The sequence below is a fragment of the Algoriphagus litoralis genome (assembly GCF_003259255.1).
In the GTDB taxonomy this organism is placed as follows: domain Bacteria; phylum Bacteroidota; class Bacteroidia; order Cytophagales; family Cyclobacteriaceae; genus Algoriphagus; species Algoriphagus litoralis.
The window spans coordinates 118254-140129 of the sequence record NZ_QGOL01000006.1; the positions used below are offsets into that span (position 1 = coordinate 118254).

The following is a 21876-nucleotide window of genomic DNA, read 5'->3' on the forward strand; positions in this document are numbered from 1 at the left end:
ACGTTAAGATTCAACCTCAGTGTAATTATTTGGTAGCATTCTCAAAACCAAATTAATTACTACACCACCTTCGTTTTCCATTTGCCCTTTTTGAAAAAATAAAGCGAAACCAAAGCATGAAAAGAATGGCAGAATGCAATTGCAATGAAGATCCCCAGGTATTTCATCCCCATAGGAAAGGCAAGAAAGTAAGCCAAGGGAACTTCCATCCCCAAAAGTACTCCGGTATTGATCCAGGCAGGTGTTTTGGTATCTCCGGCACCATTGAAAGCCTGAGTCAGCACCATCCCTACTGCAAAAAACACATACCCAATCGAAATCACCCAAAGTCCCTGCGCAGCCACAGACTGGACCTCCGGGATATCTGTAAAGAAGCCCGCCAACTGTTGGCTGAAAATGAGGTAAATACCTGTCACCGAGGCCATGAAGATCACATTGTACCTAGTGGTGAGCCAAACGGCTTTTTCGGCACGGTCGATTTCTTTGGCTCCCAAATTTTGGCCAACCAAAGTCGCGGCTGCACCTGAAAGTCCCCAAGCCGGTAAAATCGTGAAAATAAGCACCCGGAAAGCAATGGTATAGCCAGCCAATGCTGCCGATCCAAATTCCGCATTCATCCGCGTCAACGCCACCCAAGAAAGTGAATCGATCAGAAACTGTCCCATTCCACCGATGGAGAGATCAATGATTTTGCGGATAGTTTCCCACTTCACCAGAAGGTTTCTCCGAAGGATTTTCAGTTTGTGCTTGCCATTAAACAAATGGTAAAACTGATACAAGACTCCCATGCTTCTGCCGAAAGTGGTAGCAATCGCTGCCCCATCGAGTCCAAATCCAGCCCAGGAGCCGATCCCAAAAATCAACAAAGGATCTAAGACGATATTCAATCCATTGGCGATCCAAAGTGATCGCATGGCCAGATGCGCTTGTCCCGCTCCTCGAAATGCTCCATTGATCAAAAAAAGCAGCATGATGGCAGTATTTCCAGCAAAAACGATTTTGGCGTAATTGGCACCGGACTGCACCACTGCTTCCTCAGCGCCCATCAAGCGAAGTAGATCTGCGGCGAAGATCCAACCGCCAAGTCCTAGCAAAACGGAAATAGTCATGCCTACAACCAACAGTTGAAATGTAGCATTCCCAGCCTCTTCATACTCTTTTTCACCAAATCTTCTTGAAATCAAAGCAGTAGCCGCCATGCTGATTCCAAAACCAATGGCGTAAGTCAAGACGATCACGGATTCGGTCAATCCTACAGTGGCGATTGCATGTTCGCCGAGTTTGGCTACAAAGAAGATATCCACCACAGCGAAGGCGGACTCCATCATCATTTCCAGAATCATCGGAATCGCCAAAACAAAAATCGCGGTCTTCAAAGGAAGACTGGTAAAATCTTGTTCTTTGCCAAGAATTGCGTCTTTTATCAGTTGCCAGGACATTTCAATCGGATTGAAAAATTGGAAAATTTAAAATTGGAAATTTAGAGATTCGATTGTCAAGTGATTCCTGACGATTTTCTAAAATTTGATTCCCAAAAAAACAAAAAAAACCGCGATTTGCGGTTTTTTTAAAATTATGAATTTGCTGGATTTAATGACTCTTATTCCGTTTTGACTCCGAGTTTTTCCAGGTGTGCTTCTTTGATTTTTCTTCGCAAGATCTTCCCAACATTGGATTTTGGAAGTTCGTCTGTGAAATAGACCTCTTTAGGCACTTTGTAATTAGTCAGAGATTCTTTGCAATGGTGAATTACTTTTTCTGAGGAGAGTGAATCATCCTTTTTGACAACATAGGCCACAACTTTCTCCGTGGATTTGGGATCAGGCATACCGATCACGCCAACCTCCACGACCCCCGGACAAGAAGCTATCGCATCTTCCACTTCATTTGGATAGACATTGAAGCCGGAGACTAGAATCATTTCTTTCTTCCGATCCACGATTTTCACAAAACCATCACTGTCCATTACGCCAATATCCCCAGATTTAAACCATTCCCCGTGCATCACATTGGCGGTTTCTTCCGGTCTGTTCCAATAGCCTTTCATTACTTGCGGGCCCTTGATCAGGATTTCCCCCCGCTCACCGATCGGAAGTGCATTGCCTGCATCATCTGCGATCAAAATTTCAGTATTGGGAAGCGGGACTCCAATGGTTCCGATCCGCTCTGTGCCATCTATGGGATTGCAAGAGGCCACTGGGGAAGTCTCGGTCAAGCCATAGCCTTCGGCCAAAGGCACTCCAGTGACTGATTTCCACTTTTCCGCTGTGGCTTTTTGCACAGCCATTCCTCCACCTACTGCAATTTTCAATCCCGAGAAATCAAGCGCTTTAAATGTCTCCTGATTCAGCAGGCCATTGAAGAGGGTATTTACACCTGTCATGACTGTAAACTTCTTTTTGGCTAAATCCCCAATGAAAGCCTTCATATCTCTGGGATTGGTAATCAGCACATTATGTGCACCGATTTTCAACATGGCCAGGCAATTTACCGTCAGAGCAAAGATGTGATACAGCGGCAGGGCAGTAATCACGATCTCCTCGCGCTCTTTGAGTTTTGGCTTCATCCAGGCAGAGATTTGCTGCATGTTGGCCACGATATTTCCGTGAGTGAGCTCGGCTCCCTTACTTACTCCGGTAGTTCCTCCGGTATATTGAAGAAATGCAGGCTCAGAAAGCGACATTTTCACCGGCTTGAAAGATAGCCCAGACCCTTTTGCCAAAGTAGATTTGAATGAAACTGATCCAGGAAGGGAAAATGAAGGCACAAGTTTTTTCACGTGCTTCACTACTAGATTGACGATAAAGCCTTTTAATCCGCCCAGCATATCTCCCAATTCAGTGGTGATGATGTGCTTGGCTTTGATTTGAGAGCGAATCTTCTCCAGATTGGAGGCAAAATTCTCCACGATCACGATCACATCTGCGCCGGAATCATTGAACTGATGCTTCATCTCTGCCGGCGTATAGAGCGGATTGGTGTTGACTACGACCATTCCGGCACGAAGGGCACCAAACATCACCACAGGATATTGAAGGATATTGGGCATTTGAATTGCCACTCTGGCCCCCTTCTCTAGCTTCAAAACCTGCGTCAAATAGTTGGCAAACTGGGTGCTATACTTGTCCAGTTCAGAAAACGACAAGGTCTTACCCATACACTCAAAAGCTACCGCATCTCCGAACTTCCTGACACTTTCATCAAAAAGATCAACAATACTGGAGTAAGCTTCATAATTCACTTCCTTGTCTACTGAGGCAGGATATTGTTTGTGCCATGGAAATTCGGTCATAACAGGATTTTTTGGGTGATGGTTAATTCATGGGTTTCCCTAAAAATAATGGAGGCAAACCAAATGTTTACTTTTTACTTAAGAATTTTTCTGGCGATTAATTCTTTCATGATTTCATTGGTTCCAGCATAGATTCGCTGGACCCGGGCATCGGCATAGGCTCGGGCCACCCCATATTCCCACATGTATCCATATCCACCATGTAGCTGCACACATTCATCGGCTACTTTGCACTGAAGCTCGGTCATGTTGTATTTGGCTGCAGAAGCCATAGCGGAATCAAGTTTGCCTTCATTGTGAAGCAGGACTAAGTAGTCACAGTAAATCCTTCCCTGCTCTAAGGCAGCAGTCATCTCCGCCAGCTTGAACCGGGTGTTTTGAAAATCGGAAATACTTTTCCCGAAGGCTTTCCGCTCTTTGACATAATCAATCGTAGCCTGGAGCATGTATTCACCAAGTGCTACCGCTGCCAAAGCAACCACTAATCGCTCCTGGGCGAGTTCGGTCATGAGGTATTTGAAGCCCTCGCCCACTTTACCCAAAAGGTTCTCTTTGGGAACTTTGACATCCTCAAAGAATAGTTCGCAGGTGTCCTGCGCATGAAGTCCTACTTTATCAAAAGGAATTCCTTTGGTAAAGCCAGCCATGTCTTTATCAATCACCAAAAGACTGATACCTTTTGCCCCTTTGCCAGGATCGGTTTTTACCGCCACTACGACTAGATCGGACAGATATCCATTCGTGATGAAGGTTTTTGATCCATTCACCAAAAAGTGATCCCCCTGGTCTACTGCGGTGGTTCGCATTCCTTGAAGATCCGATCCGGCCCCTGGTTCCGTCATCGCTACTGCGCCGATATACTCTCCAGTCACCATCTTGGGAATATACTTCCTCTTGAGTTGGTCAGTGCCATAGTGAAGTAAATATGGCATGACAATGTCAGAGTGAAGGGGAAAACCAATAGCTGGTCCTGAGCAACCGCTCAATCCAAGTTCCTCTATCAGGATGGCATTGTATCGGAAATCTTGGATATTCATTCCTCCAAGCTCTTCAGGAGCTTGAATTCCCAAAAATCCATTTTCACCCAACTTCAACCAAGCTTCCCTGGAAACCATCTTATTCTTTTCCCATTCTGAATTGAAAGGCGATATTTCTTTTGCAATGAATGCCTTAACGCTTTCTCGGAACAAGTCATGCTCCTCATTAAAAAGTGATCTGTGAAGTCCGAACATATTTGGGTTTAGTTTTGTAGTTTCCCAAAAATAGAAAATTTGGTCGGTTTGTATTTTGCCATCTATCAGACAAAAGGCCAATTAAGATGGATTTTCGTAGGTAATTGAAATGCCTCAAGTTAACCTTGGAAAAAAATTTATTACATGACAGAACTGAATGAAAACTCAGGAATAGCTGAACTACAAAAATTACCATTTTGGAATCCCGAAGAAATCCTACTCAGTGTGGAGCCTGCCGGAGAAAGTAATATGAACCTTGTGCTGCGGATCAAAACCAACACGCGAAACTTGATCCTAAAGCAATCCAAACCCTATGTCCGCAAATACCCGCAGATTCCAGCGCCAATTGAGCGGATTGAGGTGGAGCATCAATTTTTGCAGCTGATATCATCCGATGAAGTCCTGGCAAATCAAGCGCCTACTGTCATTCATTTTGAGCAGAAAGAGCACATGCTGATCACAGGAGATTTGGGCAAAAGCGCTGATTTCTCACGAATATATTCTGGAAACGCGTCTCTGGAAGCAGCCCATATTCGGGAATTGACCAAGTTCTTAAACCGCCTTCACAAGCTAAACGCAGGTGGATTCCCCGATAATATGGCCATGCGAAGACTCAATCACGAACATATTTTCCACTTTCCATTCCTGCTGGATAATGGATTCGATCTGGACCAAGTTCAGGCAGGGCTTCAAGAGATCAGTCTTGTTTACAAAAAAGATGAAATCCTCAAATCTGAAATAGAAAAACTAGGAATCCGCTATTTGAGTCGGGGAAGTTCCTTGCTTCACGGAGACTATTATCCGGGAAGTTGGCTGGACACGCCATCAGGAGTCAAAGTCATCGATCCGGAATTTGGGTTTTTGGGTGATCCAGAGTTCGATTTGGGAGTGTTCTTAGCTCATTTGGATCTGGGAAGGCAGGAGGAAAAATTGAAAGCCCTTGTTTTGGAAAATTATACCAATCCTGTAGACAAAAAGCTGGTGAACCAATATCGGGGAGTAGAAATCCTCCGAAGATTGATTGGCATCGCGCAGCTGCCTGTACACTTCAGCCTAGAAGGTAAAAGTGAATTAATGGAATCTGCCAAAAACTTTATTCTAAACTAATCATGCGATACCTAGCCATTTTCCTGCTTCCATTTTTTCTATTCGCCTGCGGCAAAAAAACTGCTTCACCAGAGGAAATTACTTTTTCTTCAGAAATAAAAACCGACTCTGGGCTCTCCGAATCCGAATTGTATGACAAAGTCCTCGGCATGCTGGTGGGCTCAGCCATCGGAGATGCAATGGGAGCTCCTACAGAAATGTGGAGCCGGGAAAGCATCCAACTGGAGTATGGCTTTGTAGATGGATTGGATTCGATGGTTCGGGAAGTTTCTCCCGAAGGGACTTGGAAACCCAACTTGCCCGCAGGTGGCACGACTGATGACACTCGGTGGAAGGTACTCACGGCTACTTATTTGCTTTCGCAAAGCCCCGGAACTCTTGACCCAAAGGAATTTGCTTCGCATATCTACAGTACCTATGAAGATGGATTGAAGCAATTCAAATCAATCGAAAGTTCCGATCCAGAGCCCTACGAAGCCGCCATGCTGGAGATGAACTGGCTTTCTGAATGGGCTAAAGTCAGCAAACCTTACCTTGATAATAACCTGACCGGATATGCCGATTCACTTTCCAAGTTTTATGGCGGAGAAATGGTCTGCGCAGGGCTGCTTTACGCTCCGGCTTTGGGAGTATTTTTCCCTGGCGACCCTTCGCTGGCTTATCAAGAAGGATTTAAACTTTCGATTTTTGACTTGGGCTATGCCCGGGATCTGAGTGCACTGGCGGTCGCTATGACTGCAGCTGGAATGAAGCCCAATGCCAAGAAGGAAGATTTACTTGCCACACTGCGGATCGATTCGGAGGGATTTTTCCAAAGCAGACTCGTTGGGCGGACCTCCCACCGAATCCTGAAAGACGTCCTGTGGATCAATTCAGAATCCAAAAAGCTGGACAGCCTTTCCCATCAACTGAATCCCACTAGTCCCGCCTTGGCTTATGCTTTTTCCCAACTAGACCAAAAGCAGCAGGACATGCCGTTCCATGCCGGGGAGATTTATCTTCAAACACTGCTGGCAATGGTCTATACCGACTTTGATTTTGAAAATACCCTGTCTTTCTTGGTAAACTATGGCCGGGACAATGATACCACAGCAGCACTCGCAGGAGGAATCTTAGGGGCTTGGTACGGCTATGAGAAGTTGCCCAAAACGGAACGCGAAAAGGTATTAAAAGTGAATCAGGAAGAGTTGGGTATAGATCTGGAAGAATTGGCTCAAAAGCTCACCAGCCACATCCTCAAAAAATAAAAGCTCCGAATCGTTCGATTCGGAGCCCTTCTACAACAGGTTGGTTTTGATTATTCAAAGTGGATGGTTTTACTTCTTCCTTTTGCGTCTTCTAGATAAATATAGACATCCTCTGGGGAAACGCCTTTCAATTTGAAGTTTTTCTTAAAACCTTCCGGCTGGGAAACTTCCTCAGTATGAATGGCCTTGTTGGTAGATTCAGTCCGGATCTCCACTTGTACTCCCGGCTCTTCTAGGCCAATGACTACTAAGTTTAGTGTTTCGTCATCGAGAACTTTTCCGTATGCCATCAGTGGAAGCTCAGCAATCGGGGCCGGATGCTCAAATGTAGCCACGGTATACACTACTTCTTCCTCATCAGTGCTGATTTTGACTTGATATTCCCCGCATGGCAGACTTGTTAAGTTGTAAGGAATCACCAGATCTCCTTCTCCTACGTTTACTTTGCGTTGGTGAAGTTTTCTGCCAGACTCGTCAAAGAGCGAAACTTTGGCTTCGCCTACCCCGCCTTTAAGTAGGACGTTTACTTTTTTGAAATTTGCCTTTACGTTTGACAATGCCATCAAATCATCGGCTGCATGGGCTGCGAGGCTGCTAAAAGATAAAGCTCCTGCAAGTGCGAAAGTGAATAAGGTTTTCATAAATGTGTTGGTTTAGTGTTGTGCTTATCCTTATGCGAAGCACATACCAACACATTTTGGCATGCCTGAATGGGGTAAAAAGGGCCCTGAGAAATTAGGGTATTTTAAATCTTTTATCTAAAAATCAGATCCACAAAGAAACGATTTGGTAATCCATACTTGGTCGATCTTGGGATTTTAGCGTTTTTTTGTCACAAGAGCGGACAGATTTGGCTAAAAACTGAAAAAATGCAGGTTGCATCGTATTGCATGATGTTATGAAAATTTAATTTTCAAAAAAATATAAGTCACTGAAAACAAATTATTTGAAAATAAAAAACCTGTACGATTGCGTACAGATTTTGTCCGATAGGACACATAAAAAAGGCTAAAAGGCATAACCAAACCCAATTCCGGCATAGAGCGGCCAAAAGCCATTGTTATTGAATATGGGTGTCAGGTTAAATCTCCAGGTAAACCCACCGTCGACAGGAATTCGTCTGTATCCTATATTTATTGTTCCCATTACACTAGGAGATCCGTCTACAGGCAAGATGAATTGATAGTTGCTTTCTTGGATTACGGAAGAAGTACAGATAAAAACCCCATTCGAGTCAAAATATCCACTTTCACAATAGGTATAGTTGGACTCATCATACGCGAAAAATGTGGCTCCAAAGCCAAATTCAAAATAATGGGGTCCTTTGCCGTATAATTTATTTACCATCACTGGCAACGAAAAAAAATGATCTTCCTGTGTGGAATAACCTCCAGCTCCCACACGCATTCCCCAGGAATCCATCCGCTCTTTGTCAAACCGGAAGTCGTAATTGAAACTATATGGCAAGCCAGCTCCTCCGAGTTCGAGAAAAACCGACCGGGTTGGAAGTTTATCTTGAGCTGTAGCCTTGAAGCCAATAAAAAGTAGAACGAGCAGGGTAAGTGTTTTTTTCATCATACAAATTAAAGGATAATAATTAGTCTAGGTACGTGAAAAAGCACCGCAGTTGCTACATTTTGCGGTAAGGATTCTTCACTTTTAGATCATTTTCTGGATGATTCCAAAGATTGATTACTTTTATCTATGCTTAGCTGGGTCAGTTTAAAGAAATTCAATTTGAAAAAAGTATCCCTTACTCTTGGGCTATGCTTTGGCTATCTTTTTATACTCATGACGGCATCCTGCATCGATAGTGTCGAACCCGGGAATGTGGATGGCTGTCCTAGACCTAAGGAAGCTGATGCGGTGGGAATCAAAGCGGTCTTTTTTAGTCCCTATAAAAACAATCGCTATGCTATCGCCTCGGATACCGTCAGTCTAGCTGAGTTTGGATTCAATTTCGAACTTGAAATCCAGGTGAAAGAAAACTCCAATTCAGGATCTTTGCCTGGACAAGCCTTTGCCCTGAGTTGCATTCAGAGTTTTAACATCCGCAACATTTCCGACATCACGGTAATCCTGACCGCTCCTTTTGCAGGATTACCCATTGGGACAGATATCTCCTATTTATTATTCACCCCAGACAAAAAGCGTCTTTCCGAACTCAAGGAATTTGAAGCGATTTCCGTCTATTTTGGAACTAGTCTGGAAACTACCCCTGCCAATTATTCCCAATTGAAAACCCGTACTTTTCTATTTTTGAAAAACGGAACCCAAACCTTCATCGACTCCACCTCTCCCTACCTCAAAACCAACTGATCGGTATGCTTCGTAAAATTTTCCTTGGCATCTTCGCCACCGCCATGATTCTGGTCATAGTCTATATGCTGGGCCCAAAGGTCAAAAGAAAAGACCTAGTCATCCAGTTTCCTGAAGTCCCCACCCGATTGTCTGAACTCAGCCAATACGTCCAAAATCGCGAGGACACCGTCATTGGCTTGAAGCCAGGAAATGAGGCATACATCCAATGGGCAGACAGCAGCAACAAGGCTAAGACACCCTATTCGATCGTTTATATCCATGGGTTTGGTGCAAGTCCAATGGAGGGTGATCCAGTGCATCGGTTTCTAGCAAGCCACTTCGGCGCTAATTTATTTGTAACCCGACTGCCAGAGCATGGAATAGATCGGGCAAATGGCATGGAATACATGACCGCCCAGAAACTTGCCGACGCCGCCGGTGAAGCTTACCAGATTGGAAAAAGCCTTGGCGATTCTGTGATTGTCGTAGGTACCTCCATGGGCGGGGCACTCACGCTTCTTTTGGCCAGTCAGCAGCCCGAGATCAAAGCAGTGGTAGTTTACTCTCCTGCCATTCGCGATGGAGGTGAGCAATTGGAGGCTTTCTTTTCTCCCTGGATGAAATTGATCATGGAAAAGACTATGATGAAAAACAAAGTCATACATCAGGAAAAAGAAGGGGACAAGAAAGCCTACTGGTCGGAAGATTACCATATTAATGGCTATGAAAGTTTGGCCACACTGATCTACAGTGAAATGAAACGAGAGACTTTTGCCAAAATCAAGCAACCTCTTTTTTTGGGTTACTATTATAAGAGTGCCGAAGAGCAGGACTTTGTAGTCTCTGTGCCTAAAATGCTCGATATGTACAGCCAACTTGGAACTCCAGCCCCATTGAAAAGGGAGCAAGCATTTCCAAAGACCGGCGATCATGTCATTGCATCCTCCATCACCTCGGATGACTGGGAAGGAGTAATGTTTGCCACCATTGATTTCTTGGAGAAAGTAGCCAAGGTTCCAGCCAAGTCCTCGTTTCAAAATCAGATCGATGATATGCTAGAGGCTAAAGAAGTGATGGAGGGAAACAAGTAGTTTGATTTCAACAAGCGAGAATCTCAAAAAAAGAATTTAACTTACTGAAAATCAATAATTATGGAGACGGTTTTAATTCAAATAAACGATAAAAAAGCATATAAGCTCTTGGAAGATTTGGAAGACCTTCAGGTGATTAAAGTGCTAAAAAAATCCAATTACGATGGTCAAAGTCTTTCTGAAAGATTTGGCGGAAAACTTTCCTCAGAAGTCGCTGAGGATATGCAGGAATATATTAATAGAAGTAGAAAAGAATGGGAGAACAGGGATATTTTATTGATTCAAATGTGATATTTGACTGATTGGCAGGGAGTTTTAAAGATAAGGCCAAATTATTTCTTAATGATATAATTAATGATTACCCTCAGATTTATATCATTTCCAAAATTGAAATTTTAGGCTTTAATTCTAGTGAAAAAGATCAAAAAATCTTGGAAGAATTTATTTCTGAATCTCTGATTTATAACCTAGCAGGTGACATCATTTCTATTTGTATTTCGCTATGGAAAATGCATAAAATCAAACTACCGGATGCAATCATTGCAAGTACAGCTTTAGCCAATAATTTCATTTTAATAACAAGAAATAGTAAAGACTTTGATAAACTCGAGAACTTAAAAATTTTAAATCCCTACGAAATTATTTAAAGGTCCGTCTTGAAAGGCACAGCAGGCAAATTCAACTCATTCACCAAATTCACCTCAGGGTTGTCAGCCCATGCATAGCGAATTGCTACAGGGACGAAGTCAGCTGGAATTGCCAGTTTCACTTGTGAATTAGAAGAGATTATTCCTGAGGCAATCTCAAATTGCCCTTCAGCATCTTCCAAAATAAAGCCCTTGACTTCCGACCCAACAGTCAATTTGAGTCCTTCACCTACCTCCGCGAATGTCACCAGAAGGGAATCCCCCTCGATTTTGGCTTCTTTAAAAACCGGTCCTGTGGCTAGAATATCTTCTCCAAAAGCCACTTTTTTAGCCTGAAGCCAAAGCCGCTCGCCTACATCTTTCTTGTTTCTCGGATGGATGTCTTCCGCTTCTCCGATATCGATGATTGTAGCCATGCCTGTGGCGGGAAGTTCTAGGGTCTGAGTCTGTGCCTCTCTCAGGTAGGCCCAACTGCTCTCAGGCTGAAGTTCTTTCCGCTCCATGTAATTAGCCAATTGTACAAAGAGGAACGGAAAATCTCCAATGTCCCATCTCGCTCTCCAATTGGTAATCATGGCGCTGAAGAGTTCCTTGTATTCTGCATGCCTTCCAGCATTACTTTCTCCCTGATACCAAATGACCCCTTTGATTCCATACTGGGTCAGTGGAGCAATCATTGCATTGAACATAAAACCAGGTCTCCAATTGTGAAATTCCACCAGTGGAAGCTTGGGCTCGACACTATCATTGGAATAAGTCCAAGCACCCTCAAGGTTGATTTTCTTTCCGTTTTGGGTGAGATACATTTGGTCTTTTTTGCCGATGGAAGGTCTATTGTTCCAAGTATTGATTGCCCGGATGGTCAGCACATTTTGTCCTGTATTCAATATGTCTGCAGGAATGGTCAACTCAGGAACAGGCTCTCCCCAGTTTTTGTAATGAATCTGCACCCCATTTACATAGATATATGCCATCTGATCAATGTCCGGCAATGTCAGCTTGACTTCACCTGCTGCTGACAGATTAAATTTCTTTCTGACCCATGCAATATGTTCAAGTGGATTAGCTGCAGGAAGACTGATCGTACTCCAATTGCCGTCAGAATAATTGATTGAGGAGACTTCCCCTGCCAAAAGTGAATCAGGCCGGATGACCATCTCATCTCGCAGTTTTCTACGTTCTTCATTCTCAGCCAGGATTTTTATCCATTTAGAAGAGTCAGCCAGGATTTCCGAGGCCTCTTGGGTATAGGATCTGTCCTGAATGGAAGCCAAAACTTTGGCTTCGGTCCATCCTTCTGCAGGAGTTCCTCCCCAGTTGGACTCGATGATTCCCACAGGCACGTTTTTCTCCAGGTGATTTTGCTTCGCAAAAAACCATCCTACTGCGGAGAAATCCGGAAGATTTTCTGCATTTGCTACTTTCCAAGCACCTCCTTTTACGTCGCTTTTTTCCAGTGAGCTGTAGTCTTTTTCAACTTTAAAGAAACGGATCTCTGGGAAATTTGCATTTGCAAATTCCGCCTCTGCCCCAATTACGCCTTGCTTAAGCGGCCATTCCATATTCGACTGACCTCCGGCCACCCAGACATCTCCGATGTACACATCTTTAACAGCTTGAAGGTTTACCACAAGATCATAAGGCCCTCCAGCAGGAAGAGGGGGCAAAAGAACAACCCAAGTACTGTCCGGAAGCACCTGCGAGCTACCCACAGCACCTGCTATGCTTGCGCGAATTTTTTCATCAGGAATCCCCCTGCCCCATATTTTGATTGGGAGGTCTCTTTGAAGGACCATTCCATCTGAGATTAATTTGGGCAACTGAACCGCTGATTCGGGCTTGTCAAGTTCACATGCAAAAAACAGCGGTAGGGCGAGTAGAAAAACTAGGATTCGTTTCATTCTGAGAACATATTAAGAACAAAAAAGGAGACCAAAGTCTCCTTTCAATTTTATCAAATAAACCGATTGATCAGATTTTCGAAATACTCTTGCTTACCGCTAAACTGGGTCGGCTCACCTACTTCGAAGGCATATTTTCTCAAGTCTTCCAGAGTCAACTTACCTTCTTCGAAAGCTTTTCCTGAGCCAGAATCAAAACTTGCATAACGGTTTTTCCTACGCTCCAAGTAATCTGATTTTTCAAGTATGTCGTTGGCGATCAACATTCCTCTGGCAAACGCATCCATTGATCCGATATGAGCCAGGAAAAGATCCTCAGGATCTGTGGAGTTTCTACGCACTTTTGCGTCAAAGTTTACTCCACCGCCTTTGATACCTCCTGAAGTCAGGATGACCAACATCGACTCAGCAAGCTCTTGAAGATTAAGCGCAAACTGGTCGGTATCCCAGCCGTTTTGATAATCACCTCTGTTGGCATCAATACTTCCCAGCATATCAGCATCGGCTGCTACCTGCAATTCATGCTGGAAGGTATGTCCAGCCAGTGTCGCATGGTTTACTTCGATGTTCAGTTTGAAATCTTTGTCCAGTCCGAAGTGTCTCAAAAACCCGATTACGGTCGCTGAATCGTAGTCGTACTGATGCTTAGTCGGCTCCATTGGCTTAGGCTCAATGAAGAATGTGCCCTTGAATCCATTTTTTCTGGCATAGTCTCTAGCCATGGTCAGGAATCTAGCGAGGTGCTCGGTTTCACGCTTCATGTCAGTGTTGAGCAATGACATGTAGCCTTCTCTACCGCCCCAGAATACGTAGTTTTCTCCACTCAATTTAATTGTGGCGTCCAGTGCATTTTTCACCTGCGTACCTGCAAAAGCCAACACATCAAAGTTTGGATTGGTAGACGCACCGTTCATGTAGCGAGGATTGCTGAAGACATTCGCTGTACCCCAAAGGAGCTTAATTCCAGAGGCTTTCTGATGCTCCAATGCATAATCGGTGATGATCTGCATTCTTTTTTCATAATCAGCCAAGGTCGGTCCCTCATCGATCAAATCGATGTCATGGAAGCAATAATACTCAGCGCCGATTTTAGAGGTAAATTCAAAAGCCGCATCCATTTTGTCTTTGGCCCGCTGAATCGGGTCAGGGCTAGCATCCCATGGATGCACAATAGTACCTGGACCAAATGGATCCCCACCAGTTCCACAGAAGGAATGCCAGTAGGCAATTGCAAATTTGAAATGCTCCTTCATGGTCTTTCCTGCTATGACTCGGTTTGCGTCATAGAATCTGAAAGCCATCGGGTTGTCACTTTCCTTACCCTCAAAAGGGATTTTGTCGATTGTCGGGAAATAGGTCTTAGCCATAGTTCTCTTGGTTATTTAGGTAAATAGGTTTTGATTTTAACCGGCAAGGCCGGATTTAAGTAATTCATTCAGTTTGGACTCCCAGTTTGCATAAGCTTCCTGGTAGGGTTGGTTGAAGGTCGGATTGGGCTCCAAGGTTTCCAATAGACTTAATCCCTGAAAGGCTTCAGCCTCGGATCCAAACACTCCGGCTCCAATTCCTGCCCCTCGTGCTGCACCTTGAGCCCCATCGGTATCGTAGAGCTCAAGATTGACCTGGTTCATCTGAACGAAGGTCTTGCGGAATAGCGGACTTAAGAACATATTCGCTTTTCCTGCTTTGACAGTCTGAAGGTTCATTCCCATGTCTTTCATGATCCGAAAACCATAAGTCAAGGAGGCTACGATCCCTTCTTGGGCTGCGCGAACCACGTGCTTTTTGTCATGCTTGAGTAAGTCCAAGCCGAGCAAATGCGCTCCAACAGATTTGTTTTGCATTATTCGCTCTACTCCATTCCCAAATGGAATAAATGTCAGCCCATCGGATCCAATCGGTGCTCCTCCACCCATGGCATTCATTTCTTCATAGGAAATCCACTTGCCTCCCATGACTTTTTTAAGCCAGGAATTGAGAATTCCTGTGCCATTTACACAAAGTAAAACACCATAAGAAGGTCTTTTCTTTGAATGGTTGACATGGACGAAGGTATTGACTCGAGAGTGCGGATCGTAAAGCGGTGTATCACAGACCCCATAGACCGTTCCTGAGGTTCCAGCAGTAGTGGCCAGTTCACCAGGTTTTAATACCTGAAGGGAGAAGGCATTGTTAGGCTGATCCCCTGCTCGGTAAGAAATCGGAACCCCTACTTCGAGTCCGGTTTCCTTAGATCCTTGGGCGTTCACTTTTCCCTGAACAGAAAAAGAAGGCACTGCCTGAGGAATCCAAGCTTTGGGAATCTCCATCTGCTTCAGAAGCTTATCGCTTAAGCCGTTGTCTTTGAAATCCCAGAAAATCCCTTCCGAAAGACCCGTTTCAGAAGTCAAAATCTCCCCGCTGAGTTTCATCGCGATGAAATCTCCCGGAAGCATGATTTTATGGATTTTCGCAGCCACCTCTGGCTGATTTTCGATTACCCATCTAAGTTTGGAAGCCGTGAAATTCCCGGGAGAATTCAGCAAATGTGGCAGACAATAGTCCTTTCCCAAGAATTTGAAGGCCTTTTCTCCGATCTCAACCGAGCGGCTATCGCACCAGATGATCGACGGCCTTAGGACTTTTTGATCTTTGTCCACACAGACCAAGCCATGCATCTGATAGGCGATCCCGATGCCTTTGAGTTCTCCTTTTTTAATGGCGGCTTTTTGGTGGACATAAGCTATGGTCTCCTTGACATATTTCCACCACATTTCAGGGTCCTGCTCTGCCCAGCCTGTTTGCGGAGCATTCATTGGCATTTCTTCTTCGGGAAAAGCCTTTGAGGCAATGGACTTGCCTGTGGTAGCATCGAGTAAAGAAGCTTTCACCGATGAGCTACCGATATCAAGCCCTAAAAGCAATTTTCTCATAATTTAGTATTACCAGAATATGGTGTAAAGTCCTGCAATTATCCCTGCGATCAGGATCGCTCCAATTTTAAATCCGGTCGAGGTCTTGAACAATTCCGCATCGACTTCGATGCTGTTGGGATGATCTTTTCCTTTGCCTTCGACTAAGCTGATGATGATCATCAAGGCTGCCAGTACCAGGAATACAATCCCCATTCGATCTAGGAATGGCAAAAGCGGAAAAGCAATTTTAAGTACAACAGAAAGCGGAATACTCAAGGCTGCTCCCACAAGAGCGGCATTGGATGTGGTTTTTTTCCAGAAAACTCCAAAAGCGAAAATCGCAAATACCCCAGGGCTGATGAACCCGGTGTATTCCTGAATGAACTGAAAGGCCTGATCCAATTGCCCTAATGCCGGGGCTACAATAGCAGCAATGATAAACGCAACCACTGCAGTGATCCGGCCTACTCTTACCTGATTGGTTTCAGAGGAGTTTTTGCCGAAATATTTGCTATAAATATCCATGGTGAAAATAGTAGAGGTACTATTAGCCATGGAAGCAAGTGAGGAAACAATTGCTGCTGTGAGCGCAGCAAATGCCAAACCTTTTAACCCGGTAGGTAAAACTTGAAGCAAAGTGGGATATGCCCGGTCAGACTTGATCAAACCGGTAACTGGATCTTTCATAGATTCCATAAAGCCGGCATCAATTCCATTATTCACAATTACTAAAGCAGCAATACCGGGAATGACCACGATCAAAGGCATCAAAAGCTTAAGAAAACCTGCGAAAATCATCCCTTTTTGGGCTTCATCCAAGCTCTTGGCTGCGAGAGCCCGCTGGGTGATATACTGGTTGAATCCCCAATAGCTCAAATTGGTAATCCACATTCCGCCGATCAAAACAGACAATCCAGGCAATTCCAGATACGCGTCTTTTGTCCCACCTTTTCCGTCAGGAATCATCATTTCACCTTTACTTAGAATCATGGAGAAATGGCCCGGCACTTCTTTTCTAAGAATCCCCAATCCTTCCCATGCATTACCGCTTCCAACCATTTGCAAAGCAATGTAGGTAGTAGCCAAGCCTCCGGCAATCAAGAAAACAACCTGTACTACATCTGTCCAGGCCACAGCTTTGAGTCCACCGTAAATCGAATAAATCATCGCAAAGAGAGCCAAACCTATGATGCCATAGGTCATCGGCACATTCAGAATCGTATTCAAACTAAGCGCTCCCAAGTAGAGCACCGAAGTCAGGTTCACAAAAACATACAAAAGGAGCCAGAAAACGGCCATCGTTGTGCGTACGCGTGTATCGTATCGATCTAGTAGGAATCCCGGCATGGTATAGATGCCCTTTTTCATGTAGACTGGCAAAAAGAAAATCGCCACCACCAATAAGGTAGCCGCAGCCATCCATTCGTAGGTAGAAATTGCAAGTCCCAGTGCGAATCCTGAACCTGACATCCCGATAAACTGCTCAGCAGAAATATTGGATGCAATCAAGGAAGCACCTACTGCCCACCAAGGAAGGGCTTTGGACGCAAGGAAATAATCTGAGGAGTTTTTGACGTGGCCTTTTTTCTCTCTAGAGACAAATATGCCCATTCCAATAATGAGGAAACAATAGCCAAAGAAGACTACTAAATCAATTGGTTCTAATAGCATGGAGATAGGTTGATTGAGGGTTTTGGGTAATGATAGGTATTTGTAGTTTAAATTTTACAAATTAAGGTCGATAAAGATAAGAGTTTGATGCAAACGTCTGCATAAAAAAAAAGAACCGAATGATTTTATTCAAAAATTTCGGAAAGAGGATCCCATCTTTCAGTAGAAAATTCTAAAGAATCGATTTTTTCCAAATAACTAATACCCGTTACATTGGATACCCATACTTGATCGGCTTTGAGCAGATCGTTTGGACCGAAAATACCCTCCATGATCAAGCGGGGTATTTTACTCAAAATTGCCCTTCTCCCTACTCCATCTATCCCCCCACAGCTCAGTGAAGGTGTAAAAACCTTATTCCCTTTGCGCCAGAAAATATTCGATGCGCAAGCTTCCGCTACTTTCCCCGTGTAATCAAGTAAAATCAATTCATCCAATCCCCGCTCAATTCGCTCCTGTCCAGCCATCACGTAGGGAAGTGCGCTTAGCGTTTTGAATGGACTCCAAGGCGAAGGGTAGAGTGAAACCTGTTCAGAAAAAGAAGATTGGGATTTCACCAGAGGAGCAAGGGTAAGTTTTTGAATCTGAAGGGTCTGGATGCCGACTTTTGATTCAGGAGTATATTTTCCGGTACCTGCTCTGAAAATATTCCAGCGAATTCGGAGATTTTGTCCTGCAAAATATTCCAAAATCCAGGATTCAAGTCGCTCCAGGGATGAATGTGGAATTTCTAGTTTTAATACTTCCAGTCCTCGTTTCAGTCGATCAATATGGTATCCGAAAAATTTGATTTTTTCTCCACCAAAAACCATCGTCTCAAATAATCCGTCACCAAAATTCATCGCCCGATTGGGGATGGAGATCTGATCGATTTTTTGCCAATCAGGATCTGTAAATAAATAAGTGTAAACTGTATCAGTTTCGCTCATAAAAGTGTCCGTATTCGTCCACAAATAAAATTTGTTCAATTACCGTAATGTTAAAAGTAGCAAACAAAACCACCTTTGGAGGCTTCCACCGCTAAAACAAACTGAAAAATACCTTAATCTTGAATTTAGTATCGTGTTAGCATTAAAATTGGTGAAAAGGTACCCATGGCAAACAAAAGTAGTGTATTTGATATGATCGGTCCTGTGATGATTGGCCCTTCATCCTCACATACTGCCGGAGTGGTCAGAATCGCCCGAGCGGCTATTCGGATTTTGGGCGGAACTCCCGATGAAGCAGAGATTACCTTCTATAACTCCTTTGCAAGGACGTATGAAGGACATGGAAGCGACAGAGCTATTTTGGGGGGCTTGATGGATTTTAAGACCGACGACTCACGAATCAAGAACGCCATCGAGATTGCAGGAGAGAAAGGCCTCATTTACAAGTTTAAATCCATCGGCAACTCATCGATCCATCACCCAAATACGATCAAACTTAATCTCAAAAAGGGTATGCGTCAGATCGAGGTGGTGGGTGAAAGCTTGGGAGGTGGCGTGATAAATATTGCTGAATTGGATGGCTTTACCGCCAACTTCTCGGCCCAAAATCACACGCTAATCATCAAAGCGGGTGATATTTCCGGTGCAATTGCCTTCATTTCAGGTGTAATTGCACAGGAAAAAACCAATATTGCGACGATGTCGGTTTCCCGAAAAGGAAAAAACGATGTAGCTTGCCATGTAATCGAAATGGATTCTGGCATCCGGGAGATCACGACTGAATACCTCAAATCACTTCCCTGGATCTCTGAATTAATCTACATTCCAGATATTGATTTGTAAGAATCTTATAATTAACTCAAACTAAACCAGCCAAATATGAAGAAAATTTTTCTTGGAGCTATTTTGACTGTATGCTTGGCACTTATCAGCGAAGCTCAGGTCCAAAACTACGAAGGGCCTTACACCTTAGAGCAATGCGTTGAAATAGCTTTATCAAACAATTTGACTCTCAAGAGAACCGAATTGAATCAACAGATCACTGAGGCAAATCTTCTGGAAAGTCAAGGACAGCGAATCCCCTCGCTTTCAGTTGGAGGTAGCGCAAGTTATCGTTGGGGTCGATCACTCAACCCGGTAACCAACCTCTATGAAACCAATGAATTGATCACATTCAATCCATTTGCAGATGCTAGGATTACTGTTTTCAATGGAATGAGAAATACCAATACCATTGCGCAGTCTAGGATTGACCTAGAAGCCGGGCTATTGGATATAGAGGCAAGCAAAAATCAAATTTCGCTGGATATCATTAACCAGTTTATCAATGTGGTCTTCAATCGGGAGCAGGTAAAAATTGCGGAAAATCAACTCAAAACCTCCGAAGAACAACTCGAGCGAACCAAAAAATTGGTGCAGGCGGGTACTTTGGCAGTGGCGGAGCAACTTGATCTACAATCCACCACTTCTACCAACCGGGTCGAAGTCATCAATGCCAAGAATAACCTTCGCCTCGCCAAATTAAATTTAGCTCAAGCGATGCAGATTCCTTTTACAGAGGATTTTGATGTGATAGAGCCTGAATTTGAGATTAATGAATCTTTAATGGCGACTGAAGACGCTAAAAAAATCTATGATGTAGCGGTGGACATCATGCCGGAGATTCAGTCAGCTACCAAAAAAGCTGAAAGTGCTGAGCTGGGTACTAAGATCGCTAAAGCAGGATTTTACCCGCAGTTGTCGATCAGTGGTAACGTTTTCTCCAACTTTGCCGATCAGCCTAAAAATAACATGGCAAATTTTGACCCTTTCAGTGATCAAATGAGAAATAACCTCTCGCAATCTTTGGGAGCTTCGCTTAATATTCCGCTTTTCTCCAATTTCTCCAATCGGGCCTCAGTGCAACGAGCCAGAGCACAGTATCAGATTAGCCAAATCGCAGAAATTGAAGCTAAAAACCAACTCAGACAGGATATTGAAACGGCTTATAACCAAGCTTTAGCTGCAGAGGAAACTTTTGAAGCGACCGGATTGAGGGTACAAAGCCTTCAGGAATCTTTCCGGGTTGCCCAGCAGCGATTTGATCTCGGTGCAATCAACTCTGTGGATTTCCAAGTCGCTCAAAACAACCTGTTTAACGCTCAAGCCGACCTGCTAAACGCAAAATACACCTACATCTTTAGAGTAAAAGTACTTGACTTCTATCTCGGTAACCCCATCAACTTAAACTAAATCATGGCTGCTAAAAAGTCCAATAAACTCTTGTATTACCTACTGGGAGCAGTAGGCCTTATCATTGTCATTGCCATCATAGGCAGATCCGCCGGATGGATCGGGGGAGTCAAAGAAAAGGAAGTAGAATTTGCTACTGTTAAAAAGACGACTATCATCGAAAAAGTCAGTGCCTCAGGTGAGATTCAGCCTGAAGTAGAAGTGAAACTTTCCCCGGATGTGGCAGGTGAAATCATCGAACTCAATGTGGCAGAGGGTGATTCAGTGGAGATGGGTAGACTTCTGGTGAAAATCCGCCCTGATAACTTTGTGTCAGCCCTCGAGCGAAGCCGCGCGAACCTCAATCAGCAAATGGCAAACCTTGCTCAAACCAAAGCAGCCCTTCAGCGATCAGAGGCCCAATTCACACAAGCTGAATTGAACTTCAACAGACAAAAAGGTCTCTATGAGCAAAAAGTTATTTCAGACGCAGATTTTGAAACTGCCCGGGCAAACTACATCACCGCGGAAAAAGATCTGGAAGCGGCAAAACAGAATGTGATTGCCTCTGAATTCATTGTGAAAAGTTCCCAGGCTTCAGTCAATGAAGCTGCCGAAAACCTACGGTTGACTAATGTAAACTCACCTGTTTCCGGTATCGTATCCAGCCTTTTGGTTGAGCAGGGAGAGCGTGTCGTGGGTACACAGCAAATGGCCGGTACCGAAATGATGACCATCGCAGACCTTTCCAAAATGGAAGTTCGGGTGGATGTTAATGAAAATGACATCGTTCGCCTGAGCTTAGGAGACACGACTTTGATCGATGTGGATTCCTATTCCAATCTGAACAAGAAATTCAAAGGCATCGTGACCAGTATTGCCAATACTGCGAATACAAAAACTTCGGCTGATGCTGTAACTGAATTCAAAGTAAAAATCAGAATTCTCAATAGCTCTTACGAAGACTTGGTAAAAGCAGGAAACAAGTATCCATTCCGTCCAGGTATGACTGCCTCTGTGGAAATCCTTACCACATCCAAAAGTGATGCGCTAGCCATCCCGCTAGCTGCTGTCACGACCAGAGAAACTCAAGTGGATACCCTTGCAGGTGGTACTACTAGAAATAAAGAACTTGTTTTCGTGAGTGAAAACGGAATCGCAAAGCTCAGGACTGTAAAAACAGGTATCTCTGATTATGAAAACATCGAGATTCTTGAAGGCCTGAAAGAAGGAGAAGAAATTATTTCAGGACCTTATTTCACTGTCAGTAAAGAACTGAAAGAAGGTGATGCAGTAAAGAAAATGGGAGGAAGCGCTCCCAAGACTGAGACACCTCCTGCTAATTAAACCTGT

19 protein-coding genes are annotated in these 21876 nt (G+C 44.0%); 9 read left to right on the plus strand and 10 right to left on the minus strand.

All coding sequences use genetic code 11. The features are described 5' to 3' along the window. Positions 1–59: 59 nt before the first annotated feature. From DK188_RS06275 to DK188_RS06285, 3 genes are all read right to left on the minus strand, one after another. On the minus strand, positions 60–1439 hold the full coding sequence (locus DK188_RS06275) for an MATE family efflux transporter (protein ID WP_111669959.1): 1380 nt from the start codon (positions 1437–1439) through the stop codon (positions 60–62). Positions 1440–1600: 161 nt separating this feature from the next. Further along, positions 1601–3292: an AMP-binding protein gene (locus DK188_RS06280; protein ID WP_111669960.1), complete on the minus strand. Its 1692-nt coding sequence runs from the start codon at positions 3290–3292 to the stop codon at positions 1601–1603. 74 nt (positions 3293–3366) lie between these two features. Then, complete coding sequence (locus tag DK188_RS06285; RefSeq protein ID WP_111669961.1) at positions 3367–4524, minus strand: acyl-CoA dehydrogenase family protein; 1158 nt, start codon at positions 4522–4524, stop codon at positions 3367–3369. A gap of 144 nt (positions 4525–4668) precedes the next feature. On the opposite strand from DK188_RS06285, the gene DK188_RS06290 reads away from it, so the two are divergent. Both DK188_RS06290 and DK188_RS06295 read left to right on the plus strand, forming a co-directional pair. Continuing rightward, the gene (locus tag DK188_RS06290; protein ID WP_111669962.1) at positions 4669–5631 is read left to right on the plus strand and encodes a phosphotransferase; all 963 of its coding nucleotides are present in this window, start codon (positions 4669–4671) and stop codon (positions 5629–5631) included. Positions 5632–5633: 2 nt separating this feature from the next. Beyond that, complete coding sequence (locus DK188_RS06295; protein WP_111669963.1) at positions 5634–6878, plus strand: ADP-ribosylglycohydrolase family protein; 1245 nt, start codon at positions 5634–5636, stop codon at positions 6876–6878. 50 nt (positions 6879–6928) lie between these two features. Here the strand turns inward: DK188_RS06295 and DK188_RS06300 are convergent, their stop codons facing one another. Both DK188_RS06300 and DK188_RS06305 read right to left on the minus strand, forming a co-directional pair. Then, complete coding sequence (locus DK188_RS06300; RefSeq protein ID WP_111669964.1) at positions 6929–7519, minus strand: hypothetical protein; 591 nt, start codon at positions 7517–7519, stop codon at positions 6929–6931. A 367-nt stretch (positions 7520–7886) separates the two neighbouring features. Further along, positions 7887–8456: a hypothetical protein gene (locus DK188_RS06305; RefSeq protein ID WP_232825671.1), complete on the minus strand. Its 570-nt coding sequence runs from the start codon at positions 8454–8456 to the stop codon at positions 7887–7889. 213 nt (positions 8457–8669) lie between these two features. On the opposite strand from DK188_RS06305, the gene DK188_RS06310 reads away from it, so the two are divergent. The 4 genes from DK188_RS06310 to DK188_RS06325 are packed head-to-tail and all read left to right on the plus strand — an operon-like array spanning position 8670 to position 10917. Continuing rightward, complete coding sequence (locus DK188_RS06310; RefSeq protein WP_157963181.1) at positions 8670–9197, plus strand: hypothetical protein; 528 nt, start codon at positions 8670–8672, stop codon at positions 9195–9197. A 5-nt stretch (positions 9198–9202) separates the two neighbouring features. Beyond that, positions 9203–10270, plus strand: a complete 1068-nt coding sequence (locus DK188_RS06315; RefSeq protein ID WP_111669966.1) for an alpha/beta hydrolase — start codon at positions 9203–9205, stop codon at positions 10268–10270. 60 nt (positions 10271–10330) lie between these two features. Continuing rightward, a complete protein-coding gene (locus DK188_RS06320) occupies positions 10331–10561 on the plus strand; it encodes a hypothetical protein (RefSeq protein WP_111669967.1) in 231 nt (76 codons plus the stop codon). Between the two features lie 11 nt (positions 10562–10572). Continuing rightward, on the plus strand, positions 10573–10917 hold the full coding sequence (locus DK188_RS06325) for a type II toxin-antitoxin system VapC family toxin (RefSeq protein ID WP_111669968.1): 345 nt from the start codon (positions 10573–10575) through the stop codon (positions 10915–10917). Here the strand turns inward: DK188_RS06325 and DK188_RS06330 are convergent. The 5 genes from DK188_RS06330 to DK188_RS06350 form a co-directional block, all read right to left on the minus strand. Beyond that, positions 10914–12818 carry a sialate O-acetylesterase gene (locus tag DK188_RS06330; RefSeq protein ID WP_111669969.1) on the minus strand — a complete coding sequence of 635 codons (1905 nt, stop codon included), beginning with the start codon at positions 12816–12818 and terminating at the stop codon, positions 10914–10916. The genes DK188_RS06325 and DK188_RS06330 overlap by 4 nt on opposite strands. A gap of 53 nt (positions 12819–12871) precedes the next feature. Next, positions 12872–14185, minus strand: coding sequence for a xylose isomerase (gene xylA / locus DK188_RS06335; RefSeq protein ID WP_111669970.1), 1314 nt, complete (start codon positions 14183–14185; stop codon positions 12872–12874). 36 nt (positions 14186–14221) lie between these two features. Next, complete coding sequence (locus DK188_RS06340) at positions 14222–15730, minus strand: xylulokinase (RefSeq protein WP_111669971.1); 1509 nt, start codon at positions 15728–15730, stop codon at positions 14222–14224. Between the two features lie 9 nt (positions 15731–15739). Continuing rightward, positions 15740–17383 (minus strand): sodium/sugar symporter, encoded by a 1644-nt coding sequence (locus tag DK188_RS06345; RefSeq protein ID WP_111669972.1) that lies wholly within the window; start codon positions 17381–17383, stop codon positions 15740–15742. Positions 17384–17508: 125 nt separating this feature from the next. Next, positions 17509–18312, minus strand: a complete 804-nt coding sequence (locus tag DK188_RS06350; RefSeq protein WP_111669973.1) for an aminotransferase class IV — start codon at positions 18310–18312, stop codon at positions 17509–17511. A 165-nt stretch (positions 18313–18477) separates the two neighbouring features. Here DK188_RS06350 and sdaAB point away from each other — a divergent pair, with 165 nt between their 5' ends. From sdaAB to DK188_RS06365, 3 genes are read left to right on the plus strand one after another with little or no spacing between them, the layout of a single operon-like run. After that, entirely contained in the window at positions 18478–19155 is a 678-nt protein-coding gene (gene sdaAB / locus DK188_RS06355; protein WP_111669974.1) for an L-serine ammonia-lyase, iron-sulfur-dependent subunit beta, read from the plus strand. Between the two features lie 36 nt (positions 19156–19191). Further along, positions 19192–20544, plus strand: a complete 1353-nt coding sequence (locus DK188_RS06360) for a TolC family protein (protein WP_111669975.1) — start codon at positions 19192–19194, stop codon at positions 20542–20544. A gap of 3 nt (positions 20545–20547) precedes the next feature. Continuing rightward, the gene (locus DK188_RS06365) at positions 20548–21870 is read left to right on the plus strand and encodes an efflux RND transporter periplasmic adaptor subunit (RefSeq protein WP_111669976.1); all 1323 of its coding nucleotides are present in this window, start codon (positions 20548–20550) and stop codon (positions 21868–21870) included. Positions 21871–21876 lie beyond the last annotated feature (6 nt).